Raw genomic sequence first — 14,355 nt, forward strand, 5'->3', positions numbered from 1 at the left:
AGGTCGCCACCCGCTGGGGCAACTGGGCCAAGGTGTTCTTCAACAACAAGGGCGTCGCAGCCAAGGCCACCGACGTCTGCATGAACTACCCCGCCGACGACATGTCCGTCTGGGACTGGCCCGTCGCCCGCTAACGGCTCTGGGACTGGCCCGTCGCCCGCTAACGGCCTAGTGCTGGCCCCGCCTGCGCCCCATGACGACGCTCAGCACGACCGCGCCGAGGCTCAGGACGCCGAGGATCACCGCGGCGGAGAGCAGGTAGACGTCCCGATTGCTCAGGCCGGACGACGACGACTCGTCAGACGCCAGCCGCAGCTGGTAGTCACCGGGTAGCGGCCCCTCGCCTGGACTGTCCAGACCGGGGAACTGCTGCGTCTTCTGCACCTGGAACTGCCGTTCACCGTTCGGCGTCTGGGTCCAGACCCCCCACGCCGGGGTGACCCCGTCGAGGAGCACCTTGCGACCGCCGTACTGCGGGTCGTTGCCGACGTCGACGATCCGGTTGACCCGGAACGGCTGATAGATCGCATCCGAATAGGCGACCTGGACGGGCACGTTGTTGTAGCTCTGGAAGATCGGCGGCGGAGGTGGTGGCGGCAACCCTGGCCCCGGGTAGTACCCGCCGCCGAGGAAGCTGCCCACCGCCACGTTCGCGACGGCGTTGGCGACGTTTGCCACGGCGGTAATCGGGCTGAGCACCAACGCGGTGAAGCTGTAGGCCGCGAACTGCGCCACGTCGAGCACGATCCGCGCCAGCGGCGGGATGTACGCGATGCGGGGGGCGTTCTCGTAGATGTAGACGATCCTCACCGGGTCGCGGTACGGGTTGGCCAGCACCGGTCGGTGGTAGTCGTCGTAGGAGACCCAATCCGGCCGCCACTGCCGCACGTTCTGATCCCAGGCTCCAGCTCGCTGCGCCTCAAGGGCCGGGTTCGGGGTGCGGTCGGGCGGCTGCCTGTCCAGCTTCGGCAGATTCACCAGGTTCGCCAGCTGGTCGATCTCTTCCTTCGGCGCCACGGCAGGCGTCGGCTGCTCGATGATGGCGGCGGTCTTGGCGATCTCGACGTCCTCGGCTGGCGCCACCAACGTCTGCGGTTCGAGCTTGGGAATCTCTTGCTCCTGCGCGGACGACCCCTCGGAGCTGCTGCTCGACCCCGACGAGGACTCGGAGGAGCCGGATGATTCGGAGGAGTCAGAAGACCCAGAGGACTCAGATGACCCAGAGGACTCAGAGGACCCAGTCGAGCTGCGCGCGCCCGACGATTCGGTCTCGGACGTGCTGCTGCTCGCCGAGGATTCACTGGCACCCGTGGTCTCGCTGGCGCCCGAGGTGTCACTGGCGCCCGAGCTCGTCGATGGGTCGACCGCGATCCGCGGCGACGGCGATCCCGAGGACGGGGTCCCCGACGGCGTCTCCGACGGCGTCACCGGGGCGGTGGACGTCGTCGGGCTCTTGGTCGTGGTGGTTGCGGTCTCGGACGGGGCCGGCGCGGCGCTGGTGGCCGTCACCTTTGGGGGCTCAGAGGTTTTGGCGGGCTCGGGCGGCGCCTCGCGGGTGGCAGGCGCGGGCGCGGAGCTCGAAGCCTGCGTCGGAACCTCGACCGGAGCCTGGACCGCGGGGGGCTCGACCACTGGCGGGGCCACGACGGCGGGCGGGGCCTCGACGACGGGCGGGGCCTCGACCACCGGGGGCGCCACCGCGGGTACCTCGGCGACGCTGGGCGCCGCGGCGGTGGGCTCGGCGGGCTGCTCGCGGGTCGGTGCCACCGGCTCGGGCACGATGGTCGTCGTGGCGCCGCCGGGTTCGGCGAAGGCGGGTGCCACCCCGCCGGTAAGTGCGGTCAGGGAGATCACCAACCCCGAAGCCAGAACGGCGCAAACCGTGCGCCTACGGCAAATCTCGAGGTTCGTCTGTAACGGTGCACGCATCGTGCATCCACTCCTTTGATCTCAAGGAGCGTGGTGGTATCACCCACCACGGCTGCCATGTGCAGCCATCTCCCCCAACGCTGGTCGTTCGACCAGCAGCTGCCGCGGTGCTCACTTCGTCTTCGGTGTCGTTCAGTCGATCATCGTCGATCGACGGACCGTCGCGGGACACTCATACGAGTGCAACGCTCGGGTCTTACGATCATTCATCGCGCGCACGCTGGATTCGTTACAGCCAGGATGCGGTGACGCCCTGGGTCAAACCCGCGGCCGGGCGGGCGGGATCGCCGAGAGCAGCGCGCGGGTGTACTCCTCGCGGGGCTCGGCGAACAGTTCCGCGGCGGGCCCGTATTCGACGGCCGCGCCGGCGCGCATCACCAGGACCTGATGGCTCATCTGCTGGATCACCGCCAGATCGTGGCCGATGAACAGATACGTGAGGCCCAGCTCCCGTTGCAGCTCGGCGAGCAACTCGAGGACCTTCGCCTGCACCGACACGTCCAGCGATGCGGTCGACTCGTCGAGGATCATCACCTTGGGCTCCAGCGCGATGGCCCTGGCGATGCTGATCCGCTGCCGCTGCCCACCGGACAGCTCGTGCGGATAGCGGGAGGCGAACGCCGATGGCAGCCCGACGAGGTCGAGCAGTTGGGCGACCCGCGCGTGCCTGGCGGCCTTGCCGTCGACCAGACGGTGCACTGTGAGCGGCTCGGAGACCGACGCGCCGACCGGCATCCGCGGATTCAACGACGAGAAGGGATCCTGCAGAACCAGACTCAACTGCCGGCGCACCGTCTTCTCGTCGGCCCGCCGTACGTGGAGTAGATCGGCGCCTTCAAGGGTGGCGCTACCGGCGTGAGCAGCCACCAGCCCGGTCAGGGCGGCCGCCACCGTCGACTTGCCGGACCCGGATTCCCCGACCAGCCCCAGCGTTGACCCGCGGCGGATCTGGAACGACAGGTCCTTGACCGCGTGGACGGTGGACTTTCCGACCGGTGTGCTCACCGGGAAGCGCACGTCGAGCCCGGCGACCTCGAGCAGTATCGGCTCGTCGTCGTTCGCGGCCTGCGGAGTCCGCGCGCCAAGGAGTGGGCGCGCCGCCAACAATTCTCGGGTGTAGGGCTCTTGCGGATGGTCGACCAGGTCGAGGATCGGGGCCTGCTCGACGGTCTGCCCATGGCGCAGCACCGTCACCTCGTCGGCCACCTGGCCGATCACGCCGAGGTCGTGGCTGATCCATACCACCGCGGTCCCGAAGTCGCGTTGCAGATCCCGCACCAGGTCGATGATTTGCGCCTGCGTCGTGACGTCGAGGGAGGTCGTCGGTTCGTCGGCGATGAGCAGTTCGGGGTCGCAGGCCAGGGCGATCGCGATCATCACCCGTTGCCGCTGCCCGCCCGACAGTTGGTGCGGATAGGCGTGCAGCTTGGTCTCGGGTTCGGGCAGGCCCACGGCCTCTAGCAGTTCCAGTGCCCTGGCCCTGGCCTCGCGCCTGGTCTGTGGGCGGTGCGCCTCGAGGGACTCGGTGATCTGACGCTCACACGTCAGGAGCGGGTTCAACGACGTTCCCGGGTCCTGGAACACGAACCCGATCCGGCCCCCGTGCACGCCGCGCAACACCCGTGCCGACGCCCCGACCAGCTGTACCGGATCTCTGCCGCCTGAATCATCGTGCCCCACTAGGGTGCTGGTGCCCGAGACCACCGCGCCGGGTGCGTCGAGCAAGCCCGTCGCCGCGAGCACCGTCATCGACTTGCCGGATCCCGATTCGCCGACGATACCGATCGTCTGGTCGCGCTGTACGGACAGCGACACGCCTTCGACGATGTCGCGCCTGCCGATCCGCACGCCAAGGTCGGCGACGGTCAAGACGGGTGTGGCGCTCACTGCTTCCTCCGCGCTTCGGCCATCGTGCGCTGCTTGGGATCGAGGACGTCGCGCAACCCGTCCCCGAGGAGGTTGAACCCGAGCACGATGACGAAGATCGCCGCACCTGGGAACACGGCCATCCACCAGGCGAGGGTGACGAAGCCCTGCGAGTCGAAGATCATCCGGCCCAGCGAGGGCTGCGGCGGTTGAATGCCGAGGCCGAGGAACGAGAGGGCCGCCTCCGAGAGGATCGCGAACGCCAGCGACAGCGAGGTCTGCACGATCAGCGGGCCCGCGATGTTGGGCAGCACGTGCCGGATCAGGATGTAGCCGTTCCCGGTGCCCATCGAGCGCGACACCGCCACGTACGGTTCCACTCGCACACTCAGCGTGCTGGCGCGCGCGACCCGCGCGAAGATCGGGGTGTAGACGATGCCGATGGCCAGCATCGTGGTGGTGATGCCCGGTCCGAGGATTGCGACCACTGCGAGCGCCAGCAGCAGCACCGGAAACGCGAACATGACGTCGACGATGCGCATGAAGACCGCGTCGACCCAGCCTCCCCGGTAGCCGGCGACGACGCCGATGGCCACCCCGACGACGACGGCGAACGCGACGCTGACGAGGGCGACCTGCATCGACGCCTGGATCGCCACCAGGACGCGGGACAGCACGTCGCGGCCGAGTTCGTCGGTGCCGAACCAGTGTGCACCGCTCGGCCCGCGCAGTGCGTTAGGGACGTCGACGTCGTTGATGCCATACGGCGCAATCCAATTCGCGCCGACCGCGATGACGGCCACGACGGCAAGCACGATGGCGCTGACCACGGTGACGGGATTGGCCGCCAGCAGACGCCAGGAGGCGACCCGGCCGGGCTCGTCAGCGAGGGAGTCGGTCGTCGGATCGGTCATGACAGCCGGATCCTCGGGTCGACGACGGCGTAGAGGAGGTCGACGATCAGGTTGATCGCCAGGAAGAGCACCGCGATCAGCAGGACGGCACCCTGAATGACCGGGTAGTCCCTGGCGGCCACGGAGTTGTAGACCAGACGGCCAAGACCCGGCCAGGCGAACACCACCTCGACGACGATGACGCCGCCGAGGATGGTGGCGAGCTGGATGCCGGTGATGGTCAGGATGGGCACCAAGGCGTTGCGGACGGTGTGCCGGAAGGTGACCACCCGCGGGGCCAGCCCCTTGGATCGAGCGGTGCGCACGTAACCCATGGCGGCGACCTCCAGCACCGCGGCCCTGACGTAGCGGGTGAGGATCGCGCCCGCCACCAGGCCGACGGTGAGGCCGGGCAGAATCAGATGTCTGAGCCACCCACCGGGATCCGACAGCAGCGACCGGTAGCCGGACGTGGGCAACCAACCCAGGGTCGTCGAGAACAAGGCGATGAGCAGGATGCCCATCCAGAAGTCCGGAATCGACACCCCGAATTGGCTGGTGACCCTCACGATGGCATCGCTGACCTTGCCTTCGTGCAGCGCGGACCAGATCCCTGCTGGCACGGCGATGATCAGGGCGATGACGATGCCTGCCGCGGCCAACGACACCGTCGCGGGCAACCGGTCGAGCAGGATGCCGGTCACCGGGTCGCCGTTGCGGAAGCTGACGCCGAGATCCCCTGTCAGAGCCGACCCTGCGTAGCCGAAGAACTGAGAGATGAGCGGCTGGTCGAGGCCGCTGGCCGCTCGCAGGGCGTCGTACGCCTCGGGCGTGTACCGCGTCCCCAGCGCAATGCGCACTGGGTCCCCGGGCACCAGTTGGACCAGGGCGAAGACCAAGATCAGCACGCCGACGAGCACCACCAGGGAGTAGGCGACGCGACGAGCCAGAAAGGCGGTGACGGGGTGAGTCACGAAGGCGGGCATGCTCATTGGTCACCGGACTGGGTCAAGCTCGCGGTGCGGAACCTGATGGCTCCGTCTCGGCGGGCGTCGTAACCGGAGAGGTTGGTGGTCCAGGCCTGGATGACCGACGGGTTGTAGAGGTAGAGGTAGCTGACCTGATCGGCGATGATCGTCGCCGCCTGCGCGTAATCCCGTTGCCGCGCTTGCCGGTCGACCTCGACGCGGCCGGCGTCGAGTAGGCGGTCGACGTCGGGGTTGGAGAACTTCTGGGCATTGCTGGTGCCGTCGGTGTGGTGTTGCGCGTAGTAGAAGTCGTCCGGATCGATGTTGCCGAGCCAGCCCATCATGAGCATGTCGAAGTGGCCGGAGTTTTGTTCGTCGAGCCAGGTGGCGAAGTCGACCGTGCGGATGTCCACGGTGATGCCGAGTGGGCTGAGGTTGTCGGCGATCACCTGGGCGGCGGTGATGGTCTCGGGGTACTCGCTGGTCACCAGCATGTCGAGGTGGTCGGGCGATGCGCCTGCCTCCTGCAGGAGGCTCTTGGCCTTGTCGATGTCGTAGCGGTAGGTGTCGAACGGCGTGTACCAGGGATTGCCTTCGGGGATGGCCAACTGGTTGGCCTTGGCGCTGCCGTAGCTGGTGGCTTGCACGATGGACTGGCGGTCGATGCCGTAAGCGATGGCTTGCCGCACTCGCACGTCGTTCCACGGTGCGCGCGCCTCGTTGAGCGCGAGGTACCAGTAGTCGTTGCTCGCAGTGACGGCCAGGCGGAGCGAGTCGTCGTCCTTCAGTTGCGAAATGCGTTGGGTCGGAACCGAATCGGTCCAGTCGATCTCACCGGCCTGCAGCGCGGAGAGCGCCGTCGACGGCTCGGTGATGAACTGGAAGGTGACCCCGGGGATCTTCGGGGCGCCGCCCCAGTACGTCGGGTTGGCCTTCAGCACGATCGAGTCGCCGCTCTTCTGGGAGACGAAGGAGAAGGGTCCCGTGCCGACCGGGTGGGTGGCGATCTCGCCGCCATCGACGTTGCGGCGGGACACGATCGCCATGCCCTTGAACCCGCCGAGGTTCGTCAGCAGATTCGGAGTCGGGTGCGCTACCCGGATGACGACGGTGTCCGGGCCTTGGGCGATGACGTCGGTGACCGCGCTGAATTTGTCGACGTTGGCGAGTTTCTCGTCGATGATGCGGCGGTAGGAGTACACGACGTCGTCGGCGGTGAACGGACTGCCGTCGTGGAAGGTGACCCCAGTGCGCAGATGAAAAGTCCACGTCAACTGGTCGGGCGAGGTCTCCCACGATTCGGCGAGCGCAGGTCGCATCTCGAGGTTCTCATCGGGCTCGACGAGGGTGTCGAAGACGTTCTCTAGAACCTCGAACGAGAAGTAGGCGGTGGTCTTCTGGGGATCCAGCTGGTCGGGCTCGCCTGCGATGGCGGCGATCAGGTTGCCCGATCCTTGGCCGAGGTCGACGCGTTCGCCAGGCGAGCACGACGTCGCGAACAGAATGGCGAGAACCGCGGCGATGACTGCCGCTGGTTGTCGCATCCTCGTCTCTCGTCCGCTCTTGGTGGCCCGCATGCGGGGGCCCTGGTTGCCGCTGCGGTTCGCGTCTACCCACTCGAGTCGCGTCGCACACCTCGCAGCCCGATCAATTTGGGCTGTCGGTATTTGGGCGCCCGGTGCGTGGTGATGCCCCCTAGGAGGTAGGACGAAGGGGGTGCCACCGGTAATGTCGTCGGCCCGCGACGGAGTGATCCTGAAAAGGTGCTCGCACGAGCCCGAATCATCACAGGAGTCGCGCCATGAACATCAAAAACCCTTTAACCATCGCCGTTCTCGTCGCGGCAGCCGTCGCCGCAGCGCCAGTTGCCGTCGCCCAAGCCGCCCCGAATTGCGGCGGAACCGGCCCAGGCACCGAGTGTGTGACACCGGGAAACGCCGAGTTGAATGATGCCTTGCCACCCACCTTCCTCCCGCAGTATCCGGAGTTCTCGCTATTCGGCTTCGGTCGCGGGCACGGCGGCTTTCACCGGTGAGTGAGCGGCGGCCCCTGCCTCGGCCGAATTCACCGTGCCGTTGGTGGGTGCGCCGTTAGTGGTTGTCGAGGAACGCAATCACCGCCCGGACACGTCGGTTGTCGTCGTGCGCCTCGGGGAGATTCAGTTTCGCGAAGATACTCCGGACGTGCTTTTGGACGGTGCCCTCGGCAATCCACATACGCTGAGCGATACCAGCATTGGACCGGCCCTCCGCCATCAACGCGAGGACCTCGTGCTCCCGATCGGTCAGCGCCGCCAACGGGTCGCCATGCCGACGAACGGACACCAACTCGGCGACCAGCCCCGGGTCGATCACCGACGCCCCGACGGCGATCCGGTCCAGCGTGTCGAGGAATTCGCGCACGTCGATTATCCCGCTCTTGAGTAGGTAGCCAACGCCGTGACCGCTGGCGAGCAAATCCGTGGCGTGCTCGACGTCGGTGTGCGCCGACAACACCAGGATGGCGACGTCTGGCAATTCCCTTCGGATGACGCGAGCCGCATCCAGTCCCTCGGTGGTGTAGGTGGGTGGCATTCGAATGTCGACTATCACCATGGTAGGGGCGAGTTCTCGAACCAGCGCGAGTAGTTCGACCGCGTCGCCGGCCACTCCGACGACATCGAATCCGGAACCCACCAGCAGCCTCGACAGTCCCTCTCGAAGCAACACGTCATCGTCGGCGAGGATTATTCGGGTGCGGGCGTGCGCCTGCAGGTCGATGGTTTCAACCATGTCTTCGTCGTCCATGTCTTCGTCGTCCTCTCGGTGGCCGTTCGCGCATGACCGAGCCGCGCTTCGCACCGCTGCGTTGAACCCACCGTCGAACTCGCGGTCAGTCCACCGGATCATGGAAATGACTCCACGTTGCCACTGTGACTACGAACCCGACCGGTGTCCATGGCGCTAGTGGGAATTGGAGATGGCTGCTAGCGGTAAGTCGCCGTATGCCGGCTAGCCGTACCCCCTTTCGGGAGTCTCGCGCCAAATTCCCAGGTTCGGCTCGGAGACTTGGAGCCATGAGCACACTGGCGTCGACGTCGGCCGAGATCCCCGAACCATCGACCGTTGCCCACGACTACCGGTTCCGTTCGACTGCCGCACGGGTCCCGCGAAGGCGTCGTGCCCGAACCGCGCGCGCCCCGCGCCCCGCGCCGCAGCTCGCCCTGCGCAGCGCGGACCCGGCGCCAGTACTCGGGGTGGCCGTGGCCGTGTTCCTCGTCGTCACCGAATTCGTCCTGGTCAATGCCCTCGAAGATGAGTCCGCGGGGAACGTCTTTGGCGTGATCTTCCTCATGGGCGTTCTCTTGGTCGCGACGGGTTGGGGATTCACGTTTGGCGCGCTTACGGCGTTTGCCAGCGCTCTGGCCTATGTGCACTTCCATCGCCTCTTGACCGGCGAGACGGTAGCCGCAGCCTGGACGCGGAACTGGGTGGCCATCACCGCCTTCCTGGTGGTTGCGCTGTCTGCCTCGGCCCTGGCGGAGTACGCACGTTCGCGCGCCGCGGAGGCCGATCTACGCCGCAGACAGGTCGAGGAAAGCCACGACGAACTGGCGCTCGTCAACGAACGCCAGGAGGCGCTGCGGCGGGTGGCGACTCTGGTTGCGCGCGGGGTTCCCTCGGCTGAGGTCTTCACCGCGGTGGCCAGGGAGCTTTCGGCCGCCCTGGGCGCTCAAGCATCGGTTTGGCGCTACGAACCCGTTCACACCGCCACGATGCTTGCCTGCTGGAACGCGCCCAGGTCCGGCGACTCGCTGGAAGAAGAGCGTGTCGAGCACACCGCGACGTCGACGAGGGCCGAGGCGCCAGTCATCGTGGACGGTCGGCGCTGGGGGTTCGTCATGGTCGGCATGTCGAAGACCGAGCCGTTGCCGCCGGACACCGAGAGCCGTATCGGAGACTTTGCGGATCTCGTCTCGACGGCGGTTGCGAACGCCCAGACGCGCGCCGAACTCACGGCTTCCAGAATACGAATCGTCAAGGCCGCGGATGACGCAAGGCGCCGCATCGAACGGGACCTGCATGACGGCGCCCAACAACGGCTGGTGTCGCTCGGTCTCGAACTGCGCCTCCTCGAAGCGTCGACACCGCCCGAGCTCGGGCCCGTCAAGGACGGGATCGCGCGACTGCTCACCGACGTCGTCGCCATCTCGCAGGACTTGCAGGAGCTGTCCCGGGGGATTCATCCGGCAATCCTTTCGCAGGGTGGTCTGGGCCCGGCGCTCAAGGCAATGGCACGCCGGTCCGCCATTCCCGTCGTCCTGACGTTCGACTTGGACCGGCGGCTCCCCGACGCCGTCGAGGTGGCGGCGTACTACGTCGTCGCCGAAGCATTGACCAACGCCGCCAAGCACTCTCACGCCTCCGTTGTCGAGGTGTGCGTGGACGATGACGGTAGTGAGCTGCGTCTCTCGATTCGGGACGACGGCATCGGAGGAGCGGACCCCGGTAACGGCTCCGGGCTAGTCGGCCTGACCGACCGCGTCGAGGCCATCGGCGGCCGAATGACCGTCACCAGTAAACCGGGAGAAGGCACGTGCATCGTCATCGAGGCTCCCCTGGCCGCAGGCATTTGAGCGCCATGGCGCGACTGGGTTACGGCTAGCAGGGTGCCGAGATGGGCGACAGCGGTAATGGCAACGGCTGTGTTGCGCGCCATCATCGAAGGTGGGGCAACAGAACGCTACTCAGAGGAGACCGTGCCGTGCGAGCCAAACTAGCGACCATCACAGCAGTCACATTGGCATCGATGGTGGCTGGCGCGGTCGGCATCGCGCCGCTGGCGTCAGCCGAAAGCAGCCTGCCCGCCCCGACGTGCAGCCAGAGCGGTCCAGGCACCCAATGCCAATCCCCCGGCAACGTCCAGTTCAATGATGCCCCGGCCCCGGTTCAGTTCTATCCGTACGGGGGCGAGGGCGGTCTCATCGGCGGTGGCGGCGAACGTCCGTAGCGCCCGTCCGCTCACGGGAAGCAGCTCCTGCTCGAATCACCACAAGAGAAAGGCCCACCGTGACATTCGCATCGACGTCTCTCGCGATCTCAGCGGCGACTGCTGCCGCTGCGATGGCCATCGCCATCGCACCACAGGCGCAGGCCGAGCCCGCCTCTGCCCAGCAAGCACCACCCACGTCGGCAGCCGGCCCCAGCACCCCTGCCGAGGTCGCGCAATCCTGCACCAGCTTGGGCGGGACCCAAACGCAGTGTCAGTCACCAGGGAATGTTCAGATCTACGACTCGGCACCGCCCAGCAGTTTCTTTCCACTGGGCGACAACTGATCTCGCATCGAGGTCCTCGACCACGTCATCGTTTGCTTTCCTTGGCCGCCAGGCCGACCTCGTCATCGAACCATCTTGTCCCTCATCGCCAGATGCGTCGGCAAGCGGTCGCGCTCGATGTGGGCGTACGCCACCGACTCGGCGACCCGTTCGTTGCCGGATGCGATCGCGTCGCGCAACAGGACGTGGTCGTGGAACGCCTCGTCGGCGGGCAGACCGCTGGTGAGGAAGAACAACCAGGTGATACGCCCGGAGATGTTCTTCATCAACGCCGTCATCAACTCGTTGCGGGCCGTTTCGATGACGGCCTCGTGAAAGGCCGTGCTGGTCTTGGCAATTGCGTAGGCATCGCCCCCCGCGACCGTGCGCTGCGCCTGGTCCAGCGCGTCGTTCAGCGAATCGAGCGGGCCACCCCGTGCGACCTCGCGCGCCGCGTAGCGCGCGGCCCCCACCTCGACGGACAGACGTACGTCGAACAGGTCGTCGATGGCCTTGGTGTCCCACTGCGTGACGACGGCCCCCCGCCGCGGTCGCGAGTGCACGAAGCCGTCGCGTTCCAGCCACGGCACGGCCTCCCGGAGCGGCACCCGGGACACGTCGAGCTCCTCGCCGATCCGTTGCTCGGGAAGCCTACTGCCCTGTGGGTACTGGCCAAGGATGATGCGCTCGCGGACCGTCGAGTAGATGTGGCGGGACAGCGAAAGCCGCGACTCCTCGTCGGTCACCCCGCAATGCCGAGCAACGAGAAATTCAACTCGTTGGCGCCGACGTTCTGGCTCTCCGGCACCCCGGTGAGCCACTTCTGGGCCACCACCCAGTCCTGGTTGTAGGAGAGGTTCAGGAAGCAGCCCGTCTGGCCGTACAGCTCGCCGGCCTTGACATAGGTCGCGGTGTCGCCGGTGGCGAGCGCCTGATCCAGCAGGCCGTTGACTTCCTTTGACTCGCAACCGAAGTAGTTGATGCCACCGGAGGCGTCCCAGAAGACGTGGCCCCACATGTAGGGGTCACCACCGTCGGGGCCGTTGTTGCCGTCGATGAAGGCGTCTGGGCCGCTTGGCGGGTCGTTGATCCAGCCGAACACCGTCGAGGTGTCGTAGCCCTGCGCCGACGCGTCGAGGCCGACCGTCTGCAGATTCGCCACCACGATGTTGGTCATCGACTGAGCGTTGACGTTGCCGTTGGCGTATCCGATGACCAGCTTCTTGGTGGCGCCCGCGGGCAGGGCATCGACGTGGGCCTTCAACGCGTTGGCGTCGTAACTGATGGCCTGCTTGTCTTCGACCCCCGACCCACCGGGGATCATGCCCTTGGCGTACATGGTGGTGGCGACCTCCGAGCGCTTGCCGAGCACCTGGTCCACCAGCGCCGCCTGGTCGATCGACTTGAGGAACGCGACCCTGGCGTCTGCGGTCTTGAAGAAGTCGTGGCTGGAGTTGACCGTCACCATCGCGCCCTGCAACGTCGGCAGGAAGTAGTTCGACACGTTCCCCGCGTTCGAGTACTTGTCCAGGCTCGAGGACGGCAGCGCGGCGACGATGGTGTCGACCGTGCCGTTGTCGAAGGCCAACTCCAACGCGGATTCGTCGGTGTAGACCGGCAATTCGACCTTCGTGAACGGCGACTTCGGACCCCAGTAGCCGTCGTACTGGGTGAGTTCGTACTTCACCCCGGTCTGCGCGGCGGTCAACTGATAGGGCCCGGTGCCCAGGTCGTGTGACGACAGGTAGGTCTGGGCGTCGTCGCTGCCCGCGTTGGCCTTGAGGCCCTCCGGGGACTCCATCTTCGGGCCGAATGGCGAGGCGAGGTAGCTCAGGAACGCGGTGTTCGGCTTGGTCAGGGTGATGACGGCGGTGTAGTCGTCCGGCGTGGTCACGCTCTTGACGGCCTCGACCATGTAGGCCGCGCCGCCCTTCACCGCGATGCGGCGCTTGAAGGCGACGTCGACGGCGGCCGAGGTGAACGGCGTGCCGTCGTGGAACGTCACACCCTTGCGCAGGTGGAACGTGTAGACGTCGTTGGTGGCGTTGACGTCCCACGACTCGGCCAGGCGCGGGGCGATCTCCACGGTGTCGGTGTCGTTCTTGTACTGGACGAGGCCCTCGTAGGCGTTGATCATGATCGCCGTACCGTTGTTGGCGTAGTAGATGTCGGGGTCCGGGGGCTGGCCGATGTCGCCGAGCAGCCCGACGGTCAGCGTGCCGTCCGTCGGTGCGGCCGAACCACTTTCACCGCCTCCCGTCGAGTTCGGGGTGCCCGAACTACAGCCCGCGAGAGCGAGGATCAGGGCGGTGCCGACGGCGACGCCGGTCCGCAGTCTTCGGGTGGGCGCGAGTCTTCGGGTGGGCGCGAGTCTTTGAATGGTCATGGCAGGGCTCCTTCTTTCGGGGGTCATTCGGCGGTAACTCTCGGGTCGGCGACGGCCTGGAGCAGATCGACGACGACGCCTGCGAGGACGTAGATGGCGCCAAGCACCAGCGTCACCCCGGCGATCGCCGGGAAGTCGGACACCGGGATCGACGCGGCAAGGTAGTTGCCGATCCCTGGCCACGAGAAGACCTGTTCGACGACCACCACCCCGGCGAACATCACGCCCAGTTGCAGACCCGCCATCGACAGCGCGGGCCCGATGGCGTTGCGCACCACGTGACGTCCGACGACCTGTGCCTCGGTCAGCCCCTTGGAGCGCGCCGTGCGCACGTAGTCGACGCCAAGGACGCCCTGCAGCGACGAGCGCAGTACCCGGCCGATCGCCACGGCGGGCGCGATGGACAGCACTAGAGCGGGAAGCGCCAGGTGGGTGAGGGCGTCGAGGAAGGCGTCGGTCTGGCCGTGCAGCAGCGTGTCGAGCGCCTGCATGCCGGTCGGGCCGGGGTCCTCGAAGTTCCCGACGCCCCGCGCGGGCAGCCAGCCGAGCTGACCGAAGAACACGATGATGCCCACCAGCGCCAGAAGGAACGGCGGTGCCGTCGCGAGTAGGAGGAGGGCGCCCCGCCCGATCGACGCGCCCGGCCAGCGCAGCGCACCCGAGAGTGCGTACAGCGCACCGAGAATCAGCGCGATGACGAACGCGGTCACGACGAGTTCCACCGTGGCAGGCAGGTACGTCGCGAGATCCGCGGTCACCGGCTGACGGGTGCGCAGCGACCGACCGAGATCGCCCGTGAACAGGCCCGCGAGGAACCGGAGGAATTGGGCCAGGAACGGGTCGTTGAGCCCGAGGCGCTGGCGCTCCTCGGCCACCGTGGCATTCGAGGCGTTGGCGCCGACGTAGGCACGGGCCGGGTCGCCGGGTGACACCTGCTGCAGCACGAAGATCACCAGCGACAGGACCAGCAGGATGACCACGGCTGCCGAGAGCCTGCGAATCAGGAAGCGCCCCATGCC

Annotated in this window: 14 protein-coding genes; 5 read left to right on the top strand and 9 right to left on the bottom strand. The window is 67.0% G+C overall.

Annotated features, from left to right (window positions below; all coding sequences use genetic code 11):
- Window positions 1-134: DUF5078 domain-containing protein (locus tag ABW137_RS29985; RefSeq protein WP_526405463.1), on the top strand; the 134-nt coding region annotated here is incomplete at its 5' end.
- A gap of 34 nt (window positions 135-168) precedes the next feature.
- Here ABW137_RS29985 and ABW137_RS29990 read toward each other — a convergent pair.
- Window positions 169-1,083 carry a hypothetical protein gene (locus tag ABW137_RS29990; RefSeq protein WP_526405564.1) on the bottom strand — a complete coding sequence of 305 codons (915 nt, stop codon included), beginning with the start codon at window positions 1,081-1,083 and terminating at the stop codon, window positions 169-171.
- On the opposite strand from ABW137_RS29990, the gene ABW137_RS29995 reads away from it, so the two are divergent.
- On the top strand, window positions 1,052-1,948 hold the full coding sequence (locus ABW137_RS29995; RefSeq protein WP_526405566.1) for a hypothetical protein: 897 nt from the start codon (window positions 1,052-1,054) through the stop codon (window positions 1,946-1,948). The genes ABW137_RS29990 and ABW137_RS29995 overlap by 32 nt on opposite strands.
- Before the next feature lie 239 nt (window positions 1,949-2,187).
- Here ABW137_RS29995 and ABW137_RS30000 read toward each other — a convergent pair whose 3' ends face one another.
- From ABW137_RS30000 to ABW137_RS30015, 4 genes are read right to left on the bottom strand one after another with little or no spacing between them, the layout of a single operon-like run.
- Window positions 2,188-3,816: a dipeptide ABC transporter ATP-binding protein gene (locus ABW137_RS30000; RefSeq protein WP_526405568.1), complete on the bottom strand. Its 1,629-nt coding sequence runs from the start codon at window positions 3,814-3,816 to the stop codon at window positions 2,188-2,190.
- Window positions 3,813-4,709, bottom strand: a complete 897-nt coding sequence (locus ABW137_RS30005; protein ID WP_526405570.1) for an ABC transporter permease — start codon at window positions 4,707-4,709, stop codon at window positions 3,813-3,815. The genes ABW137_RS30000 and ABW137_RS30005 overlap by 4 nt, the downstream gene beginning before the upstream one ends.
- Complete coding sequence (locus ABW137_RS30010) at window positions 4,706-5,674, bottom strand: ABC transporter permease (RefSeq protein WP_526405616.1); 969 nt, start codon at window positions 5,672-5,674, stop codon at window positions 4,706-4,708. The genes ABW137_RS30005 and ABW137_RS30010 overlap by 4 nt, the downstream gene beginning before the upstream one ends.
- Window positions 5,675-5,676: 2 nt before the next feature.
- Window positions 5,677-7,200, bottom strand: a complete 1,524-nt coding sequence (locus ABW137_RS30015) for an ABC transporter substrate-binding protein (RefSeq protein WP_526405572.1) — start codon at window positions 7,198-7,200, stop codon at window positions 5,677-5,679.
- A gap of 257 nt (window positions 7,201-7,457) precedes the next feature.
- On the opposite strand from ABW137_RS30015, the gene ABW137_RS30020 reads away from it, so the two are divergent.
- The gene (locus ABW137_RS30020) at window positions 7,458-7,691 is read left to right on the top strand and encodes a hypothetical protein (RefSeq protein ID WP_526405574.1); all 234 of its coding nucleotides are present in this window, start codon (window positions 7,458-7,460) and stop codon (window positions 7,689-7,691) included.
- 55 nt (window positions 7,692-7,746) lie between these two features.
- On the opposite strand, the gene ABW137_RS30025 is transcribed toward ABW137_RS30020, so the two are convergent.
- The gene (locus tag ABW137_RS30025; protein WP_526405576.1) at window positions 7,747-8,442 is read right to left on the bottom strand and encodes a response regulator transcription factor; all 696 of its coding nucleotides are present in this window, start codon (window positions 8,440-8,442) and stop codon (window positions 7,747-7,749) included.
- 269 nt (window positions 8,443-8,711) lie between these two features.
- Between ABW137_RS30025 and ABW137_RS30030 the strand changes: the two genes are divergently transcribed.
- On the top strand, window positions 8,712-10,271 hold the full coding sequence (locus tag ABW137_RS30030) for a sensor histidine kinase (RefSeq protein WP_526405578.1): 1,560 nt from the start codon (window positions 8,712-8,714) through the stop codon (window positions 10,269-10,271).
- Window positions 10,272-10,399: 128 nt separating this feature from the next.
- A complete protein-coding gene (locus tag ABW137_RS30035) occupies window positions 10,400-10,645 on the top strand; it encodes a hypothetical protein (protein ID WP_526405580.1) in 246 nt (81 codons plus the stop codon).
- 388 nt (window positions 10,646-11,033) lie between these two features.
- On the opposite strand, the gene ABW137_RS30040 is transcribed toward ABW137_RS30035, so the two are convergent.
- Genes ABW137_RS30040 through ABW137_RS30050 form a run of 3 tightly spaced genes read right to left on the bottom strand, consistent with a single transcriptional unit; the run spans window position 11,034 to window position 14,352 of the window.
- A complete protein-coding gene (locus ABW137_RS30040) occupies window positions 11,034-11,696 on the bottom strand; it encodes a GntR family transcriptional regulator (protein ID WP_526405582.1) in 663 nt (220 codons plus the stop codon).
- Window positions 11,693-13,336 (bottom strand): ABC transporter substrate-binding protein, encoded by a 1,644-nt coding sequence (locus ABW137_RS30045; protein WP_526405583.1) that lies wholly within the window; start codon window positions 13,334-13,336, stop codon window positions 11,693-11,695. The genes ABW137_RS30040 and ABW137_RS30045 overlap by 4 nt, the downstream gene beginning before the upstream one ends.
- 23 nt (window positions 13,337-13,359) lie before the next feature.
- Complete coding sequence (locus ABW137_RS30050) at window positions 13,360-14,352, bottom strand: ABC transporter permease (protein ID WP_526405585.1); 993 nt, start codon at window positions 14,350-14,352, stop codon at window positions 13,360-13,362.
- Between the last annotated feature and the right edge of the window lie 3 nt (window positions 14,353-14,355).

It is taken from the genome of Mycobacterium sp., assembly GCF_040509115.1.
Lineage (GTDB): Bacteria > Actinomycetota > Actinomycetes > Mycobacteriales > Mycobacteriaceae > Mycobacterium.